Below are 19,190 nucleotides of genomic sequence, written 5' to 3'. Positions count from 1 at the left end.
CCACAAACGCTTCGCCTAGCTCGGCCGGCCGGCGTCAGTGATGCGGAACGTCAGCGTCCGGGCTTCAGGGCGCAACGCGTACTCCGGCCAAACATCCGGTCCACACGCCCTGGATCCGAGGCCGTGCTGGGCCGCATCGAGATACAGGAAGCTGCCCTTGCTTGCCGGCAACTCGTGCGGGTGACCAGCCGCCGAGATCTCCTGCGCGGAGTGCCGGGAAAGAGTGAACCCGGGCAAGCGGCCACGGGAGTCCGGGGCGGCATCAAGCGTCAGCCAGGGCTGCCCGGCCTGCTGCAGGTCAAGCGAGCGGACAGCACTGCGGTGTCCCGACTCCTGAGGCTTGGCGTACGGCACCGTGAGGTCATCGATGCCCGCCGCGTACCGTCCCACCAGAGTGGCGTGCATGCTGTCCGGGTAGGATTCCCGTGGTCCGGCGCCGAACCACGACGCCTGGTCCACGGACCCGGGCAGCTCGAAACGGACACCTACCCGTGGCCAGATGATGTCCCAGCCAGTGCTGGGGACGATGTCCACGCGCAGGAACAGTTCGCCACCGGAAAGCTGCCAGTTTTCCTCGACGGACACCCACTGGGCAGCATCCGCAGCGGCGTAGCGGGTCTGGACCACAACCCCGGATTCGTCGGCAGAAACCTTCTCCACCCGGCCTGTGAGCCGGTCCAGGCCAGCAGCTCGCCACACCGCTTCCATGGACGGGGCAGGAGTGCCGTTGCCGTTGTTAAGCCACGGATCGGCGTGGTCGTAGCTGCCACGGCCCGCACCGGCGTCGTTGTCCGTGGGCGCGCGCCACAACTCCAGCCGCGGACCGGAGACCGGCAATCCGGCAAGGGAGACCAAGCGGCCGTCCTCAAAGGTGGCAGGGCCCAGCGAAAGCGTTCCCTTGGCAACGTCAGCCGCACGTTCGGAGGATGCCGCAGGGCGGGGGACGCTCAGTCTGGGACGGGTTTCGGTCAGTTCGAGCTGCGCCGCAGAGATCACATGGCCGGCCTCAGCCCAGGAGGTGTCCTTGCGGAGGACAACCTCCGCTGTCAGCCAGTGCTCACCGGTTCCCACGGATGCGGGCTCAGGCAGAGCTATCCGTGTCGTGGCACCAGCTGCGAGCTGCCCGCCGGCCGGCGATACGATGTCCAGCTCACCGGAATCAGCAAGAACACCATCCAGCTCGGTACGCCAACGCAGCACGACGTCGGACGCGTCCGCCGTGTGCCGCACATTGGCGACGGAGACGTAACGGCGCGTGCCGCCGTCGAACGCTTCCGTAGAGAAGCCCAGGCGCAGGGGAGAGACAATCTGCTTGTACTCGAAGAGGCCAGGGCTGGGCGTGGAGTCGGAGAGCACCATGCCGTCCATCACGAAGTTGGCGTCGTGCACAACCTCGCCGAAGTCGCCGCCATAGGCGAAGAACTCCGTGCCCTCGTCCGTCGTGGTGCGGATGCCGTGATCGCGCCATTCCCAGACGAAGCCGCCATGCAGCCGGGGGAAACGGTCCACCAGGTCTTCGTACTGGTCGATCGCGCCCGGACCGTTGCCCATCGCGTGTACGTACTCGCAGAGGATGAACGGTTTGCTCCGCTGCCGGGCGGACTCAGCCGCGGAGCAGCCCAGCAGGAGCGAGCCGGAATCGTCGCGGCCAATCGCTTCAGTTTCGGGAACGGAGGAGTACATCCGCGAGTAGACGTCCGTATAAGCGCCGGTGTAATCACCTTCGTAGTGGACGGGCCTGCTGCTGTCCCGGGCATGGGTCCACGCCGACATTGCCGCCAGGTTCGAACCCGTGCCGGATTCGTTGCCGAGGGACCACATGACGATTGAGGGGTGGTTCTTGTCCCGCTCCACCGTGCGTTCCATCCGGTCTACGTAGGCTTCGCGCCACGCGGGGTCGTCGCTGGGGTTGCCCACCCAGTCGTGCCGTTCAAAGCCGTGGGTCTCCAGATCGCATTCGAGGATCACCCAGAAACCCATCTCATCCGCAATGTCCAGCAAGCGCGGGTGCGGCGGGTAGTGGCTGGTCCGGATCGCGTTGACGTTGAACTGCTTCATCAGGGCAAGGTCGGACCGGGCGAAGTCTTCATCGAAGACCCTGCCGCGGTCCGGGTGCGTCTCGTGCCGGTTGACTCCGTGGAACACCACACGCCGGCCGTTCACCAGGAACTGGTCACCCTTGATCTCCACGGTACGGAAACCCAGGCGCAGCGAGATGGTCTCGCCTTCGCTTTCCACCGTTGCGTTGTACAGGCGCGGAACCTCTGCGGACCACGGTTCGACGCCGGTGATCGCCACCGGGGCGACGTCGGCAGGGGAGTCCCAGACGACGTCGACGTCCAGTTCCGGAACTGACAGCCGAACCGGGTAGGCAGAAATGTCCGCGGTGATTTCAGGGTCGATAATGCCTGAGCCGGCGGTGTAGGAGGTCCGCAACCAGGCGTCGTCGATGGCCTTCTGAGGGCGGGACTGGATGCTGACGTCGCGGAAGATGCCCGGCATCCACCACTGGTCCTGGTCCTCCACATAACTCGAGGCCGACCATTGATGGACGCGGACAGCCAGCACGTTGCGTCCCGGGCGGAGTGCTTCGGTCACATCAAATTCCTGCGCCAGCCGGCTGCCCGTTCCAACGCCGATTTCGACGCCGTTGAGCCATACCTTGTAGCGGGACTCGACGCCGTCGAACCTCAGTACCGTCCTCCCGGCATCGTCCCAGGTCGCCGGGACCTCGAATGTACGGCGGTAGTCGCCGGTGGGGTTCTCATCCGGGACGTGCGGCGCATTGGCAGGGAAGGGAAACTGGACGTTGGTGTAGATGGGGCGCCCGTAGCGGCCGTCCCCTTCCAGGACCCAGTGGGCCGGAACAGGGATGGTGTCCCAGCTGGAATCGTTCAATGCTTCATCAGCAATGCCTTCGATGTCCTCCCCGGGAGGAAGGACTCCGCGTCCGCCCGGCGTACCGGGAGCGCCAGTGAGAAGCCGGAACCGCCACTGGCCGTTGAGGGACAGTGTGGGGGCGTCAGTGTGCAGCCAGGACCGGGCCGGGACTCTCTTGCCGGTACCGGGGCCGGTGTCGGTGATGTAGTTGACGTCGGGTGACGGGGTCATTACTTAACGGCTCCTTCTGTCAGCCCGCCGCGCCAGAAGCGCTGCAGGACAACCATGGCAATGCTGAGCGGAATGATGGAGAGCAGTACTCCACCGGTGGTCAGTTCGTAGAATTCGGGCAAACGGTCAACCTGGCTCAGCCAGTTGTTCAGGCCCAGCGTGATGGGGTAGAGCTCCGAGTCGGACAACATGACCAGGGGCAGGAAGTAGTTGTTCCAAATGCCTACCAACTGGAACAGGAACACGGTGACCAATGCCGGTGTCAGAACCTTCAGCCCAATGGTGTGGAAGATGCGGAGCTCACCGGCGCCGTCGATCCGGGCTGCCTCAATCAGCGAGGTATCCACGGTGGCCTGGGCATAAATCCTGCAAAGGAACAGGCCGAACGGGGAGACCAGCGATGGCAGCAGGACGCTCCAATAAGTGTTCGCCAGGCCCATCTGGCTGAACAGCAGGAAGAGCGGCAGGGCAGTGGCCGTGCCGGGAACCAGCACGCCGCCCAGGATGGTGCCGAACACCAGGTTCCGGCCACGGAACTGGTACTTGGCCAAGGCATAGCCCCGGCTGCGGCGAAGTAGGTGGCCAGGAGGGCGCCGACGCCGGCGTAGATCGCGGAGTTCAGGAACCACCGGCCAAAAATGCCGTTGTCGTAGCTGAGCACACGGCCGATGTTTTCCCAGAGGGAGAACGTTGGGGCGAACCAGAATCCGTTGGTGGAGAAGAGGTCGGCCGTGGACTTGGTGGAGGCCACGACAACCCAGTACACGGGTATCAGGAAGTACAGGGCAACCACCACCAAGATGGCGGTGACAATGATGGTGGACGACCGCCGTCGTCCGGCCGAGCGGTCCGGGCCCGCGGATGGTGTGCTGCGGACGGGGGCTGTGGGTTGTTTGGTTGCTGTGGCGGTCATGAGGACTTCCTGTTCGTCAGTGCGAGGAAGGCAAAGGAAAGGGCGAACGCGGCCACGGCGATGATGACCGACTGGGCTGCGGCGACGTTGTAGTCGTTGTACGCGAAGGCCGTGGTGTAGGCGCTGAGGTTAGGCGTGTATTGGCTGTCGATGGCGGGGCGACGGTCTTGAGGACCTGTGCTTCGGCAAAGAGCTGCAGGGTTCCGATGATGGAGAACACCGTGGTGAGCATGAGGGCCGGACGAATCAAGGGCAGTTGGATGCTCCGGGCCACGCGCCAGGTGGAAGCACCGTCCACCTTGGCTGCTTCATAGAGTTCCACCGGGATGGCTTTGAGCTGCGCCACGATGATCAGCATGTTGTAGCCCGTGTAGCTCCACGTGACGATGTTCGCGATGGACCAGAGCACGCTGTTGGCGCCGAGGAAGTCGGGGGTGAGGCCCACGATCTTCGCGGCGTCGAACAAGGGGCTCAGTCCGGGGACATACAAGAAGGACCAGAGGATGGTGGCGATGACGCCGGGAACGCCATAGGGCAGGAAGTAGGCGGCGCGGAAGAAGCCCGGCCACTTTGCCGAGGCTGATTCGAGCATGAGGGCCAGCACCGTGCACAGGACGATCATGACGGGCACTTGGATGACGCCGAACAGCAGCATCCTGCCGATGGACGCAACGAAGCTGCCGTCGGCCAAGGCCTGGGCGTAGTTGCTGAAACCGGCGAACTCACTCCTGACGCCGGCCTCGCCGAACAGTCCGCTGCGGGTCACTTTGGTGAAGCTGGACATGATGGCCACCACTATGGGCAGCAGGAACGTGAGGACGAAAAGAGCCAGGAATGGGGCAAGCAGCAGCCACGGGGCGCGTGCGGCAGCGCCGTTCCGCTTTCCGGACTGTTTGCCGGAGCGGCTTGGGGCGGCGGGACGCTGCACTGTGGGTGCGGTGGGAGTGGTCGTCATGCCGTTTCCTTCCGGATGGTGAGGCCCTTGTTCTTGAAAACGGTGATGATCTGCTGCTCCGAAGCGGCAATGGAATCCACCAGCGACGTCCCGAAGGCTTTCTTGCGGAACCCGTCGCTGAGGATGTTGAAGGACTGTTGGGTCACCGGCCACCAGGACCAGTCCGGGTTCTGCTGTTGGGTGGCCGGAACGAAGACTTCCTGGTTGTATCGCTGGCCGCCGAAGAACGCCGACGGCTGTTGGCGCGCCGTGCCAATGAAGTCAGGGTTGGGTGACCACCCGATGCCACTGTGCTTGATCTGGGCATCGATACCCTCTGTGGACGTGGTCAGCCACACTGCGAACTCGAGTGCTTCCTGAGGGTGCTTGCTGTTGGCCAGGACTGCAGCCGTTGAACCGCCGAGGTAGCTTGAGCCGAAGCCCGTGCCACCCCACGTGGGCATCGCTGCGGCGCGCCACTTTCCTTCGGAACCGCTGACACCCTGGACCAGGGCATCGCCCCAGCTGCCGGTGATGGTCGAGGCAATCCCGCCCTTGCCGGCAGCCGCAAACCAGCCCGGGGAGAAGGCGCCGTACGCGGTGGTGACGAGGTCGTCGTCGATCGCGTTATCGAAGAAACGCGCGGTGTTGAGCGTGGCGTCGTCGGTCATGTTGATGACCCAGCCATCCTCCTCCGGGCGCAGCCACTGCGCACCGGCCTGGCCGGCGAAAGAAGCAAATGGAGAAGCGTCGCTGATGGGGAAGCAGTCCAGGTAGCTGTCCACGGAGCGAAGTTCGGCGGCCAAGGCAGCCCATTCGTCCCAGGTTTTCGGGATGCTGCCACCTACCTTGTCCAGGATGGCCGGCTGGTAGAACATTCCCATGGGGCCCGCGTCCTGGGGGATACCGTAGACGCCTCCCGTGTAACTGACCTGCTTCCACAGGGTGGGATCGTACAGGTGGGCGTGATCGTTGGCGCCGTAGCGCGAGAGATCCACCAGTCCATTCACCAGCATGAACTCCGGGATGGACCGGAACTCAATCTGCGCCAGGTCCGGCCCGCCTCCTGCTGCCAGGGCCGAGTAGAGCTTTTGGTATCCGCCGGCGTTGCCGCCGGGGATCCACACCACATCCACCTGGATATTCGGGTTTGCAGCATTCCAGACGTCCGCAACGTTCTGGAAGTCCTTGAGCCAAGCCCAGTAGGTCAGCCGCACGGGCTCTCCTGCGGCGGGAATGGTGGGGGCAGCGTTGACGGACTGTGTTCCAGGAGTTGCGCACCCGGTCAGCAAGCCCATGGCTGCTGTTCCCAGGCCAGCGCCCAGGAGTTGTCTTCGCGTGAATCGGGTCATAAGCCTTCACCTCTTCGTGTCAGGTTGACGATGCCGCGCTCTGGGATTCGTAGGTCCCGCCGAGGCAAGTGTGACCACGGTAACAGAAAATTCGAGTAGCCACTCGAATTTCATATGAAGGCTGTAACGCGCATGTACACTGGCTAGCCATGACCACAAAGGACGTGGGCCGCGCAGCGAGGCGGGGGCCCTATGCGAAATCCGAGGAACGACGCCGGACCATCCTGGATGCTGCCCACGAGGTGTTTGCTGCCCACGGGTACCGTGGCGGATCGCTGCAGGATGTTGCGGACCGGGTGGGGCTGAGCCAAACCAGCCTGCTGCACTATTTCCCGTCCAAACGCGATCTCCTGATGGCAGTCCTGGAGCGGCGCGACGAAATCACCGGCGATGCCTTTCCGGACGACATGGAAGAAGGCCTGGTCGATTCGGTCATCCGGACGGCGCTGTTCAACGAGAACATTCCGGGCGTGGTTGAGCTGTACATCGTTCTGTGTGCGGAATCCGTCACCGACTCGCATCCCGGCCGGGTGTACTTCACCGAACGCTTCGAACGTCTGCGGAAGAGCTACGCGCTGCGCTTCGCCGAGCTCGCTGCCGAAGGAAGGCTCCGGCCCGGCGTTGACCCTGACTTGGCTGCCATGTCCCTGGTTGCCCTGTGGGACGGGCTGCAGACACAGTGGCTGCTGGCCCCCGACGAGGTGGACGTGGTGAAAGGCCTGCGCGGCTACTTCTCGCTGGTGGTCCTCCCCGAGGCTTGAGCAGTACACCTAGTTGGGTGCTTTAGCCGCGGAAGGCCCCGATGCCCGTGATGTGCTGGCCCAGGATCAGGGTGTGGACCTCATCCGTGCCCTCGTAGGTCCGCACGGATTCAAGGTTGTTGGCATGCCGCAGGGGTGAATAGTCCAGAGTGACGCCGTTCCCGCCCAGGATGGTGCGGGCTTCCCGGGCGATCTTGATGGCCTCGCGGACGTTGTTCAGCTTGCCCAGGGAAATCTGCTGGGGCCTAAGATTGCCGGCGTCCTTCAAGCGGCCCAGGTGCAGGGCAAGCATGGTGCCCTTCTGGATCTCCACCAGCATGTTCACCAGTTTCTCCTGCGTCAATTGGTAACCGGCCAGAGGACGGCCGAACTGGAGCCTGGTGCCCGCGTACTCCAGCGCAGCTTCGTACGAGTCGCGGGCAGCTCCCATGGCGCCCCATGCGATGCCGTAACGGGCTTCGTTCAGGCATGTGAACGGTCCGCGAAGTCCAGCGGCACCCGGGAGGATGGCATCACGACCCAGCCGCACGTCGTCGAACGTTACATCGCACTGAATCGAGGCGCGCATGGAGAGCTTCGGCTCAATCGGCGTCGCCGTTACCCCGGCTGTTCCGGCGGGTACAAGGAAGCCCCGGATTCCATCCTCCGTGTTGGCCCACACCACCATGACATCCGCAATGGACGCGAGCCCGATCCAGCGTTTGGCGCCATTCAGGACCCAGCCATCAGCAGTTTCACGGGCGAACGTGGTCATTGATGATGGATCCGAACCCGCGCTGGGTTCCGTCAGCGCGAAGCATCCGATCAACTCGCCGGCCGCCATCCGCGGAAGCCACTGCTCCTTCTGCGCCTCGGAGCCCCAGCGGTGAATCGCCGTCATGGCGAGGGAACCCTGCACCGAGACGAACGTGCGGATCCCGGAGTCTCCGGCCTCCAATTCCATGGCTGCCAAACCATACTCGACGGCGGACCTGCCGGGACAGCCGTACCCCTCCAGATGCATTCCCAGAACCCCGAGCCCGCCCAGCTCGGGGGCGATCTCCCGCGGGAAATGAGCGTCCTCATACCAGCGTGCGATGGCGGGACGGATGCGCTGCGCCGTGAAATCACGGACCTTGTCGCGGAGAGCCAGCTCCTCCGCCGTCAGCAGGGAATCGAGGGCCAGGACGTCGGAGGTGTTCGTCGTTGAATCGCTCATTCCAGCATCCTAGGTGGCTGGCCCGCCTGCCGGGACCATGCAGGCCGCAGGCCGGGACCAGGCAGGCCCGCCGGGGAATCCCCTTCAGTAGTATGGAGTCGGGGGTCGCACACGTCCCCCGCTGCAATTCGGTTAACTTGGGGGATTTTGCATGGCACTGCCTGACGTCGATTTACGGGCCAAGGCGGAGGCCGCACCACCGCGCTCGCCGCTACAACCATCCTCGGTGTTCCTTCGCCTGCTGCCGCTGGCCGTGGTGGCAGTTCCGGTATGGATGATGGTCGCCGACTGGGCCAAACAGGGCCTGGACTTCAGCGTCTACTGGTTTGGCGGAAGCATCCTGAACCAGTCCGGGACGTCGCCGTCGGACCTGTACGGCCCCACTGTCGCTTCAGCCGGCGGCCCGCAGCTCCCCTTTACGTACCCGCCGTTCGCGGCCCTCGTCTTTGGTTTATTGGCGCGGTTGCCACAACTGTCGGCGCTCATGCTGTTCAACGTTGCAGGCGTTGCCCTGGCGGCCTGGGTGTCTGTCACGATCGTCCGGTACTGGTCTTCGAAGCCGGATCTTCGGAGTGCACTGTCCTCCACCAGGAACTGCTGGATAGCCGCTGCGTTGTTCCTTGCCGTTCTGTTCCTGGGGCCGTGGCGCGAAACGCTGGCGTTCGGGCAGATCAACATCATCCTCATGGGCCTGATGGTCATCGACCTTCTGGGCGGGCTGTCCAAGCGGCGGGGCTTCCGGGGCACGGGCTTCCTGGTGGGTGTTGCCGCCGGCATCAAGCTGACGCCTTTGGTGTTTGGCCTGTACTTCCTGATGCGCAAGGACTGGCGTGGGCTGGCGAACATGTCCATCGGCTTTGCCGGCACGGTGCTGCTTGGCTGGTTGTTGAGGCCCGCGGAGTCCTTGCAGTTCTGGTTGGAAATCCTCCCCGATACGTCCAGGATCGGCGGCGCCGGCTATGTGGACAACCTCTCCATCAAGGGCGCCCTCCTGCACTTCGGCGTCCCGCACGACGCCGTAACCCTGCCCTGGATCGCCTTGAGCCTGGCTACTGTCGTCCTGGCGGCCCTGCTGGTCAGGGAGGCCAGCGCCCAAGGCGCACGCGTCATTGCCATTTCGACGACGGCACTTGCCATGCTGCTCATCAGCCCGGTTTCGTGGTCCCACCACTGGGTCTGGATGGCCGTCATCCTGCCGGCGTTCGCCTGGACCATCAAGGAAACACCGGCACGTTACAAGGGCCAACGGGTAATGATGAGTGCCGTGCTGGCTGTTTCAACACTGGTGTTCTTTTTCTCGCCCAAGACCATCGGCACCGCCCTGGGTTCGCCTGACTTGAATGTCCAGACGCCCGGTCTCTGGATCATGGCGTCCAGTGCAGGCGTTTTCTGTGCCGCGGCCATCCTCGTCTGCTGGCTCGTTGCCCTCCGGCGCCACTCAGTCCGGATTGAGGACGTTCCGGATGTGCCCACCCGCCTGCGTCAGTGGGCCGCGAGGCAACGCTGAGCCTGCGTTCCTTCCCAGTTGGTCCCGGCTTTCCAGCCACAGAACCAAAGAAAGGGCCGGAAACACCCGTGTCGCGGGGGTTTCCGGCCCTTTCTGGAGGACTAACCGGGAAGGTGCGCCAGGACTATTCGCCGCGTACCACCCCGGCCTCGGCCCGCTCACCGGTGAAGTAGCCGCGGGTGGACGGTGCGAAGCGGCACACGATGGCCAGCACGACACCCAGGGCCAGCAGCAGTACGCCGCTGACGAATGCCCCGCCGATGCCGAAGATCTGCGTGTCCCCGTAGGACGGGTCCCACATCTGCACTGCTGAGATGAAGAACGCCGCCGTCAGGGACAGCGCTCCGAGGAACGGCAGGATGCCGCGGAACCACAGGTTGCGGGCAGAATCCTTGAGCGTGGAGCGGAAGAACCACACACAGGAGAACCCGGTCAGGGCGTAGTAGAACGCGATGAACAAACTGATGGCGCTGATGGAATCGGACAGCAGGTTTTCGCTGAGGAAACTCATGGCTACGTAGTACACCACGGCCACCGCACCCATGACCTGGGTGGAGAAGCCCGGGGTCATGAAGCGCTCGTGGACCTTGCCGAACCGGGCGGGGAGTGCGCCATGCACGCCCATGGACAGTGTTCCGCGTGCGGTGGGCAGGATGGTGGTTTGTGTGGAGGACAGGACGGACGCCAGCACAGCTACGATGATCAGCCAGCCCCAGGGACCCAGCACAACGTCCTTCATGGCCAGGAAGACGTCATCCTGGTTGGCCTCGTTGCCCAGGCCGATGCCATCGGTACCGATCGTGGCGTACATCATCACCAACAGTGCAACGGAAACGTAGATCGCCACCAGCACGGAGGCTGAGATGACGGCGCCACGGCCGGGGGTCTTGGCAGGGTTTTCGGTTTCCTCATTGAGGGCCAGGCACGTGTCCCAGCCCCAGTAGATGAACAACGCCAGCAGCACGCCATGGACCACAGCACCGGGGTCGGCAAATGCGCCGGCCGGGTTGAACCATTCGAAGTCGAAGGCCTGTCCTTCAGGCGCCCCGCCGGCAATGCGGAAGACAATGGCCACCGCGAAGATACCCAGCGAGATGTACTGGATGTAGGTCAGGGTGCGCTGGACGTGCTCGCCCAGCCGGATGCCGCGATGGTTCACATACGTCATGAACACGATGAACAGCACGCCGGTGGCCGTCACCAGCCACGTGTTCTCGGCCAGGGAACCATCGCCGATCAGGAGCCAGAGGTACTTGCCGGCAATCTGCGCCAGGTTGGCCAAAACCACGATTCCGGCAAGGGCCACACCCCAGCCGCCCAGCCAGCCGGCCCACGGACCGAAGGCTTTGCGGGCCCAGAAGAACGTGGTGCCGCAATCGGGCATGGCGCTGTTGAGCTCACGGAAGGCGTAGGCAATGAACAGGACCGGGAGGAAGCCGAGGATCAGGATCAGCGGCGTGTAGTTGCCGTTGACGGCAACAATGAGCCCCAGTGTCGCCGCCAGCGAATAGACGGGCGCGGTGGATGCCAGGCCCAGCATGACGGAGTCGCCAAGGTCAAGGATCCCGGCGTGAAGGCCTTTGGAAGCTACGACGGCGGTACGGTCGCCGCCCGCTGGGACGCCGCCCGGGGTCGAGGTTTCAGTGCTCATAGTGCAGCTCCGTAGGAAGTAGCAGGGGGCGCGATGGGCGCCGGGGCGTCGATGGTATTGGGGACAAAGCGGCAGAAGTAGTCCGTGATGGGGCCGTCCGATTCGCGGATGCCGCAACCGACGGATTCGCCATCCACCACCCACAGACCCAGGACCGGATGGTTGCCATCGAAGTCGGGCAGGGAGTGGTACTGCTGGAAGCACCAACCTTCACGGCCGTAGCCGCCTGGCTGCTGGATTTCAATGCCGGGGGCGTGGATGCGGATGTTGTCGCCCTCGCGTCCGTGCAGCGGTTTGGCCACCCATTCCTTGAGGGGACCGGGATCGCCGAGGTAGGCCGGCAGCAGGTTTTCGTGATTGGGGTACAAATGCCACAAGGCCGCCAGCAGTGCTTTGTTGGACAGCAGCATCTTCCACGCCGGCTCAACCCAGCGCGGATTGTGGGCGCGCTGCAGGAGGCGCTGCCCGAACGGCTCCTTCATCATCAGCTCCCATGGATACAGCTTGAACATGGTGCTGATCATGAAGTTGTCCAGGTCCACGAACCGGTTCAGGTTGGGGTCCCAGCCGATGTCGGACATGTTGATGCCGATGGTGGTCCAGCCACCCTGGCTTGCGACATCCCGCATGTAGGCAGCCGTCATCCAGTCCTCGCCGGATTCCTCCGCTTCGGAATGGGCCACGTGGAGCGTGCTCATGCCGGTGCGGAACTGCATTTTCTTCCACTGCCGGATCAGGGCTTCATGGATACCGTTCCACTGGTCTTTTTCCGGGAAGACGTCCTGGAGCCAGAACCACTGGGCCACGGAGGCTTCGATCAGCCCGGTAGGGGTATCGGCGTTGTACTCCAGCATCTTGGCCGGGCCGCCCTTGCCGTCATAGATGAAGTCGAAACGGCCATAGACGTCCACATCCGCGGCCAGCAGTGACTCTCCGGCCAGCTCCAGGGCTTGCTGCCCAATGCCGAGATCGCCCATGGCTCCGGTTGCCAGGTACTTGGCGGCCTCCAGGCACATGATGTGCATGTCTTCGGCGGTTTTCTCGAGGGTCTCCACCTCGTCCTCGGTGAATTCGTAGTACGCCGATTCGTTCCAGTATTCGATTTTTCGGCCATCGGGCATGGTGGTGGTGGAAAAAACCAGGCCCTGTTCTTCGATCTTTTGCTTCCAGTCCGGCCTGGGCTCGGAGGGCAGTCGACGCACGCCTAGCCCCCCGAGCTTCCGCCGCTTTTGGAGCTGCTGCCGAAGCCGCCGCGGCTGACCGTGCCGCCCTTGGTGCTGTAGCCCGTGGCCGTCTTGGCGCCGGCGGGAACTGTGGTGGTGTAGGCCGGGTAAGCGCTGCGGTTTTGCCCCACCGCGGGCACGCTTGCGCCCCGCGAGTAGAAGTACCAGGCGTAGATTGCCGAGCTGCGGCCAGCCGAACTGCTGTTGTTGCACTCGTTATCTTCAACGCGCTCGCCGGTTTCCTCATTGAAACAGACCTGCGCGTAGTCAGCCTCCTGCTCGTTGCTTGCCACGATGGCGGTGATGGTTCCGGCCAGGAGTGCAGTCACGCCCAAGCCCACCACGACGGTGCGCCGCTGCGAGCGCTTCTTCTTCTTTGCCGCCTCGGCCTCGCCGCGTTCGCGTTCCTTGGCGAACGGGTCCACCACGGGGAGGGGCTGCCCCGGTTGAGGAGCTCCGGTCGCGCTGGGACCAGCGCCTGCAGGCGCTTTCCTGCTCTTCCGCGTCGGTTTGTCCTGTTGCGGGTTCTCCTGAACAGGAGTGAACAGCTCAGGGTGGAGTTCTGGCTTGGGCACCTGCCAAGGTGGCGGTTTGGGCGGATTGTTGCCCGCTCCGAAGTCGCTGTTGTTGTCCCTGCTGCTGCCGTTGTTGCCGGCTGCGTCAGGGCTGTCTTTCGGGCCCATGGATATCCCCCTGGATAGACCGTTGAAGTGTCCGGCGGTACACCGGACCGGAATGCTCAGAGCAAGCCTAGTCCTTGCGCGCCGTGCAGGCATGGATGACGGCGGTAAATGGGGAGAACTCCCCACCGCGTGAAGCGTGTAAGGATGTAGCCATGGCGGCACCAGAGACCTACAGCAACGGCGACGACGGCGTGCTGCTCCGGCTCCCGCCGGTTCGAGGCATCGGCCGGGGGCGTGTGGTGACCGGTTTGGTACTGGCACTCATGCTGCCGCCCGCCGTCGAACTTTTGGTGACGTTCCTCAACTTCCGTAACTTCGCCATGATCATGCTGCTGCAGTTGGCCGTGGCGGTTGCGGTCGCCGCGATCGGCGGGCTGTGGCCTGCAGTGGTGGCCGCGGTTTTGGGCAGCTTCCTGCTGAACTACTTCTCGGCCGATCCGGTTGGCTCGCTTTCGATTGCCGACCCCACCACGCTTTTCACCTTGGTGGTGTTCCTGGCAGTGGCCTGCGGTGTGGCGCTCGCGGTGGGCCTGGCCAGCAGGCGGGCCCAGGAAGCAGCGCGATCCGAAGCGGAAGCCACTGCCCTGAGCGAGTTGGCCCTCCGGATCCTGAGTTCGGATGGAAGCCTGGAGACCTTCCTTGAGAAGGTCCGTGGCAACCTTGGCATGGAAGCGGTGACGTTGCTGGGCTCCGCGGCCCCGGGGGCGGCAGCCACGCCCGGAGCGGCTCCCGCATCGCAGGTCCTGGCGAGCGCCGGGCCCAATCCGCCGGTGACCCATGCCGCCGCCGACCATGCCGCCGTCGTCGATCCCCAGTACACGCTGCTGCTGCGCGGCGGACCCTTAACACCGCAGCGCCAGCGGCTGCTTGCCGCTTTCGGAGCCTTTGTGGTGGCCGTGCGTGAGCGGCAGCAGTTGGTGAAGAGCCGGCGGGACAATGTCCGGCTGTCCGAGGGCAACAAGATGCGGACCTCCATTCTGCGCGCCGTGTCGCATGACCTGAGGACGCCGTTGGCCGGTATCAAGCTTGCTGTCAGCAGCCTGCGCCAGGAGGACGTGAGTTTTCCTCCAGAGGTGGAGCGGGAACTGCTGGAAACCATCGAGGACTATGCGGACCGTCTGGATCACCTGGTGGACAATCTCCTGGACATGTCCCGCATCACCGCAGACGCGGTGAATCCGCTGCTGACCGGTATCGGCTGGGCTGAGGTACTGCCGCAGGCGCTGCGCGGTCTTCCGCCTGAGCACCTCCGCAACGAACTGCCGCCCAATCTTCCCCCGGTGCAGGCCGACGCCGGCATGCTGGAGCGCGTGGTGGCCAACATCGTGGAGAACGCACTGAAGTACGCACCTGAATCGGATGTGGTCCTGACGGCACGGGCTGGTGCCGGCATCACCTTGGGGGACCGGCCCGCCGGTGAACTGCGGATTGTGGATCATGGCAGGGGAGTGGGCAGGGAGGAAGTCCTCACCATGTTCCAGCCGTTCCAGCGCTTCGGTGATTCGCCGGCGCCCGGACACACTGCCGGTGGGGGGATCGGGTTGGGACTCGCGGTTGCCAAGGGGTTCTGCGAGGCCATGGGCGGGAGACTGGCCGCGGAGCCGACGCCGGGTGGTGGTTTGACCATGGTGGTCACCATGCCGCTGTGGACTGGTGGCGCGCAATGACGCTGGTACTCATCGTCGAGGACGAGGCCCGGATTGCCCGCGCCATGCAGATCACTCTTCAGGCCCATGGCTACCAGGCGTTGTCGGTAGGCAACGGTGCCGATGCCTTGCAGGCCGTTGCCAAGCAGCCGGTGGAGATCGTGGTGCTGGACCTCGGGCTGCCGGATATGGACGGCGTGGAGATCATCCGCCGGATCCGCGGCTGGAGCAGCATGCCCATCATTGTGCTCTCTGCCCGGCACGCGTCGGAGGACAAGGTGGAGGCGCTCGACGCCGGTGCGGACGACTACGTGACCAAGCCTTTCGGTTTGGATGAGCTGCTTGCGCGGCTTCGGGTCGCCTCCCGCCGTGTGGTCACCGGGCATGAGGAACCAACGTTGGCCACTACCGACTTCATGGTGGACCTGGCAGGCAAGAAGATCGTGAAGGACGGGGCTGAGGTCAGGCTGACGCCCACGGAGTGGAACATCCTGGAGCTGCTGGTCCGTAATAAGGGGAAGCTGGTGAGCCAGCAGCAGATCCTCACCCAGGTCTGGGGGCAGGCCTACGCCAAGGAAACCCAATACCTGCGCGTGTACATCGCCCAGCTGCGCCGGAAGTTGGAGCGGGATCCGGCAGAGCCCCGCCATCTGCACACGGAAGCGGGCATGGGCTACCGTTTTGATCCTTAGATCTGTAGATCTGCGCCGGTCCGTCCGTAGACTGATCCCATGAACACCGCCTCCCTCCTTGCCGTCTGCCGGGTCCACCAGCTGCTGCCTGATCCGGGCAACGTGGGGGTCACCGCCATGGACAAACGTGCGGTGGAAGGTCCGGTCAAAGTCCATAAACTTGGGCTTCACGGGGACGTGCAGGCAAACCGGCTCGATCACGGCGGAGAAGACCAAGCCCTGTACGCGTACTCGCAGGAGGATGCCGATTACTGGGCGGCCGAGCTGCAGCGGGAGGTGCCGGCTGGTCTCTTCGGTGAGAACCTGCGGGTGTCCGGAATCGAAACCACGGGCGCCGTGATTGGTGAACGGTGGAAGGTTGGCCTTGACGTGGAGGTTGAGGTGACGTCCCCACGCGTGCCCTGCGCTACGTTCCAACGGGTGCTGGGAGAGCCGCAGTGGGTGAAGCGGTTCACGCAGGCCGGACGGGTTGGCACTTACCTCCGCGTCATCAGGACAGGGACCATTTCTCCCGGGGACCACATTCACCGCACCTTCGTTCCGAAGCATGGCATCACGGTGGGCCAGTGGTTCAGCGAACCGACGCCGGACATCGTTCAGGTATTGCTGGACGCCGAGGCTGACGGAGAAATCCGGCTCCAGGACGAGTACCACTCAAAGTTCCAGAACGTCCTCCGCCGCCACGGCCTCTGAGGGCTCCAGGGCAGCGGTTGAAGTGGAGTGTGAACAAGCTCACCGCCCTTGATCAAGACTTAAGTCGCGGTGAGGCCACCCCGTGCCCTACACTTGAAATATCCCCCACTCCGGAAATCCCTTTATCCTGCCCAATTCTTGAGGCAGGACTGGTAAGTGTTGGGGCCCGCAATTGTGTGCGGGCATTTTCATAGGGAGAGCCGGCTAAAGAAAACGCTGTACAGACTGCTGGGATAGCAGCCAAGAGATGCAGCGGGAAGTCCTGCCATGGGATTGCGATAGCGCCGGACTTCTTGCGAAAGCAGGGCACTTTGCCTGTTTTCGCGACGAGTACTGCGGCCAAGCCCAACCGGGCCGCGCCGACTGCCCTATGGATGAGGAATTTCCCCCTATGACCGAAAATCTCAACGAAAACTTCGACGCCCAGACCACTGAGTCCGCTGAGTCCGCTGAGTCCGCTGTTGCAGCAGAGACCACCGCGCCCGCCGAAGCTGAAGCACCGGCTGCTGCCGCTGCCCCCGTCGAGAACGCCGCAGCCGAGTCTGCAGCCCCCACCTTCACCGAAGCTCCTGCCCCCAAGGCAGAAGAAACCGAAGCTCCTGCCCCCAAGGCAGAAGAAGAGGAAGAAGAAGGCGTACGCTTCGTCGATCTTGGCATCGACGGCCGCGTTCTGGCCGCTCTGCAGGATGTCGGCTACGAGAAGCCGTCACCCATCCAGGCAGCCACCATCCCGCTGCTCCTCGAAGGCCGCGACGTCGTTGGCCTCGCCCAGACCGGTACCGGCAAGACCGCAGCTTTTGCTGTTCCCGCCCTGTCCCGCCTGGCAGAACTCCACGACCTCAACGGTCCCTCGCGCAAGACCCAGGCACTGGTCCTGGCCCCGACGCGTGAACTGGCCCTCCAGGTTGCCGAGGCTTTCACCTCCTACGCCAAGCACATTGACGACTTCACCGTCCTCCCGGTCTACGGTGGCTCGGCTTACGGCCCGCAGCTCGCCGGCCTGCGCCGCGGTGCCCAGGTTGTTGTGGGTACCCCCGGCCGCGTGATCGACCACATCGCCAAGGGTTCACTGGACCTGTCCGAACTCCAGTACCTGGTACTGGACGAAGCTGACGAAATGCTGCGCATGGGCTTTGCCGATGACGTGGAGCAGATCTTCCAGCAGACTCCGGAAACCCGCCAGGTGGCGCTGTTCTCTGCCACCATGCCGGGCCAGATCCGCCGCATGTCCAAGCAGTACCTGAACAACCCTGCTGAAATCTCGGTGAAGTCCAAGACCACCACGGGCGCCAACACCAAGCAGCGTTACCTCCAGGTCATGGGCCCGCACAAGCTGGACGCCCTGACCCGCATCCTCGAGGTTGAAGAGTTCGACGGCGTGATCGCCTTCGTGCGCACCAAGATGGCTACCGAGGACCTCGCCGACAAGCTGAAGGCCCGCGGTTTCCAGGCTGCCGCCATCAACGGCGACATCCCGCAGCAGCAGCGCGAACGCACTGTGGACGCGCTGAAGGAAGGCCGCATCGACATCCTCGTGGCCACCGACGTCGCTGCCCGTGGCCTTGACGTGGAGCGCATCAGCCACGTCATCAACTACGACATCCCGCACGACACCGAGTCCTACGTGCACCGCATTGGCCGCACCGGCCGTGCAGGCCGTTCCGGTGACGCCATCCTCTTCATGACGCCGCGCGAGAAGTACCTGCTGCGTTCCATCGAGAAGGCAACCCGCCAGCCGGTGGAGCAGATGCACCTGCCCACCGCCGAGACCGTGAACACGCTGCGCCTGGGCAAGTTCGCCGAGCGCATCACCGAGACCCTCGCGTCCGAGGATGTTGCAGCGTTCCGCGACCTTATCTCCTCCTATGAGGAAGAGCACAACGTTCCCGCAGCCGAGATCGCAGCTGCCCTGGCCGTCATGGCACAGGGTGGGCAGCCGTTGCTGGTCAAGGAACTGCCTGCAGCTCCCGAGTACCAGAAGCGTGAGCGCTCCAAGGACGGCTTCGGTTCCCGTGGCCCGACCCGTACGCTCACCGAGGGCAACGCCACCTACCGGATCGCCGTCGGACGCCGTCAGCGCGTCATGCCGGGTTCCATCGTGGGCGCCATTGCCAACGAAGGTGGCATCTCCTCCGCACAGATCGGTGGCATCGACATCCGCTCGGACCACTCCCTGGTGGAGCTCCCGGCAGACCTCAGCCCCGAGCAGCTGCGCGCACTGTCCCGCACCCGCATCGGTGGCGAGCTGATCCACCTCGAACTGGACAACGGACGCAAGCCCAGCGGCGACCGCGGCAGTTACTCCGGTGGCGGCGGCGGCGGACGTGGTGGCTATGGCGACCGCGAAAACCGTGGCGGCGGAAACTTCAAGGGTGCCGGCGGCTTCAAGAAGGACTTCCGCAAGTCCGAAGGCGGCGAGCGTACCTCCGCTGAGCGTGGTGGCCGCTCTTACAGCGACCGCTCCGAGCGCACCGCGGGCAGCTTCGGCGACCGCGACCGCGGCCAGGCGAGCGGTTCCCGCTTCGGCGGCCACGGTGACGGCGCCCGCAAGCCCCGCAGTGGCGGCGAAGGCGGACACCGCGATTTCAACCGCAAGGGCAAGTGGTAAACACTTCCTGGTGGTGAACACCGCCACATGTTAGACACTCAGTAGTTCCCGTCAGGGGGTCGGCTTTCGAGCCGGCCCCCTGCGGCATTTAACGTCGGTACCCGATCCCGGTCCATGGCGTTCCATGGGTGACAGGGTTCCATGGCGGCCCGGCCGGTCGTACGATCGAGGCACGGCTGAACGCAAGCAGAACGCAAGCAGGGCGCAAGCGAACACAG

Annotated in this window: 12 protein-coding genes and 2 pseudogenes; 6 read left to right on the top strand and 8 right to left on the bottom strand. The window is 64.2% G+C overall.

Annotation, left to right across the window (positions count from 1 at the left end):
• Nucleotides 1-15: 15 nt before the first annotated feature.
• The 4 genes and pseudogenes from CGK93_RS17235 to CGK93_RS17220 all read right to left on the bottom strand — a co-directional run bounded on the left by CGK93_RS17235 (nt 16) and on the right by CGK93_RS17220 (nt 6,310).
• On the bottom strand, nt 16-3,111 hold the full coding sequence (locus CGK93_RS17235) for a glycoside hydrolase family 2 TIM barrel-domain containing protein (protein WP_198318251.1): 3,096 nt from the start codon (nt 3,109-3,111) through the stop codon (nt 16-18).
• Nucleotides 3,111-4,024 (bottom strand): annotated as a pseudogene (locus CGK93_RS17230) (carbohydrate ABC transporter permease). The gene CGK93_RS17235 and the pseudogene CGK93_RS17230 overlap by 1 nt, the downstream one beginning before the upstream one ends.
• Nucleotides 4,021-4,979 (bottom strand): annotated as a pseudogene (locus tag CGK93_RS17225) (carbohydrate ABC transporter permease). Before CGK93_RS17225 ends, CGK93_RS17230 begins: the two co-directional pseudogenes overlap by 4 nt.
• Nucleotides 4,976-6,310, bottom strand: a complete 1,335-nt coding sequence (locus tag CGK93_RS17220; RefSeq protein WP_089595862.1) for an ABC transporter substrate-binding protein — start codon at nt 6,308-6,310, stop codon at nt 4,976-4,978. The pseudogene CGK93_RS17225 and the gene CGK93_RS17220 overlap by 4 nt, the downstream one beginning before the upstream one ends.
• A 149-nt stretch (nt 6,311-6,459) precedes the next feature.
• On the opposite strand from CGK93_RS17220, the gene CGK93_RS17215 reads away from it, so the two are divergent.
• Nucleotides 6,460-7,071 carry a TetR/AcrR family transcriptional regulator gene (locus tag CGK93_RS17215; RefSeq protein ID WP_198318250.1) on the top strand — a complete coding sequence of 204 codons (612 nt, stop codon included), beginning with the start codon at nt 6,460-6,462 and terminating at the stop codon, nt 7,069-7,071.
• Nucleotides 7,072-7,093: 22 nt separating this feature from the next.
• Here CGK93_RS17215 and CGK93_RS17210 read toward each other — a convergent pair whose 3' ends face one another.
• Nucleotides 7,094-8,269 (bottom strand): acyl-CoA dehydrogenase family protein, encoded by a 1,176-nt coding sequence (locus CGK93_RS17210; RefSeq protein WP_089595861.1) that lies wholly within the window; start codon nt 8,267-8,269, stop codon nt 7,094-7,096.
• A 151-nt stretch (nt 8,270-8,420) separates the two neighbouring features.
• On the opposite strand from CGK93_RS17210, the gene CGK93_RS17205 reads away from it, so the two are divergent.
• Nucleotides 8,421-9,776 (top strand): glycosyltransferase 87 family protein, encoded by a 1,356-nt coding sequence (locus CGK93_RS17205; protein WP_232481365.1) that lies wholly within the window; start codon nt 8,421-8,423, stop codon nt 9,774-9,776.
• 124 nt (nt 9,777-9,900) lie between these two features.
• Here the strand turns inward: CGK93_RS17205 and CGK93_RS17200 are convergent, their stop codons facing one another.
• The 3 genes from CGK93_RS17200 to CGK93_RS17190 are packed head-to-tail and all read right to left on the bottom strand — an operon-like array spanning nt 9,901 to nt 13,333.
• Nucleotides 9,901-11,427 (bottom strand): APC family permease, encoded by a 1,527-nt coding sequence (locus CGK93_RS17200; RefSeq protein WP_089595859.1) that lies wholly within the window; start codon nt 11,425-11,427, stop codon nt 9,901-9,903.
• On the bottom strand, nt 11,424-12,629 hold the full coding sequence (locus CGK93_RS17195) for a glutathionylspermidine synthase family protein (RefSeq protein WP_089595858.1): 1,206 nt from the start codon (nt 12,627-12,629) through the stop codon (nt 11,424-11,426). Before CGK93_RS17195 ends, CGK93_RS17200 begins: the two co-directional genes overlap by 4 nt.
• A 2-nt stretch (nt 12,630-12,631) precedes the next feature.
• A complete protein-coding gene (locus CGK93_RS17190) occupies nt 12,632-13,333 on the bottom strand; it encodes a Tat pathway signal protein (RefSeq protein WP_089595857.1) in 702 nt (233 codons plus the stop codon).
• A 152-nt stretch (nt 13,334-13,485) separates the two neighbouring features.
• Between CGK93_RS17190 and CGK93_RS17185 the strand changes: the two genes are divergently transcribed.
• The 4 genes from CGK93_RS17185 (at nt 13,486) to CGK93_RS17170 (ending at nt 18,972) form a co-directional block, all read left to right on the top strand.
• Nucleotides 13,486-15,000, top strand: coding sequence for a sensor histidine kinase (locus tag CGK93_RS17185; protein WP_089595856.1), 1,515 nt, complete (start codon nt 13,486-13,488; stop codon nt 14,998-15,000).
• Nucleotides 14,997-15,671: a response regulator gene (locus CGK93_RS17180; RefSeq protein WP_089595855.1), complete on the top strand. Its 675-nt coding sequence runs from the start codon at nt 14,997-14,999 to the stop codon at nt 15,669-15,671. Before CGK93_RS17185 ends, CGK93_RS17180 begins: the two co-directional genes overlap by 4 nt.
• A 39-nt stretch (nt 15,672-15,710) precedes the next feature.
• Nucleotides 15,711-16,364, top strand: coding sequence for an MOSC domain-containing protein (locus CGK93_RS17175; RefSeq protein WP_089595854.1), 654 nt, complete (start codon nt 15,711-15,713; stop codon nt 16,362-16,364).
• A gap of 391 nt (nt 16,365-16,755) precedes the next feature.
• On the top strand, nt 16,756-18,972 hold the full coding sequence (locus tag CGK93_RS17170; protein ID WP_089595853.1) for a DEAD/DEAH box helicase: 2,217 nt from the start codon (nt 16,756-16,758) through the stop codon (nt 18,970-18,972).
• Nucleotides 18,973-19,190: the final 218 nt, after the last annotated feature.

The sequence above is a fragment of the Arthrobacter sp. YN genome (assembly GCF_002224285.1).
In the GTDB taxonomy this organism is placed as follows: Bacteria; Actinomycetota; Actinomycetes; order Actinomycetales; family Micrococcaceae; genus Arthrobacter.
The sequence above is the reverse complement of the archived record's forward strand: the minus strand, read 5'-3'. Positions and strand labels throughout refer to the sequence as shown.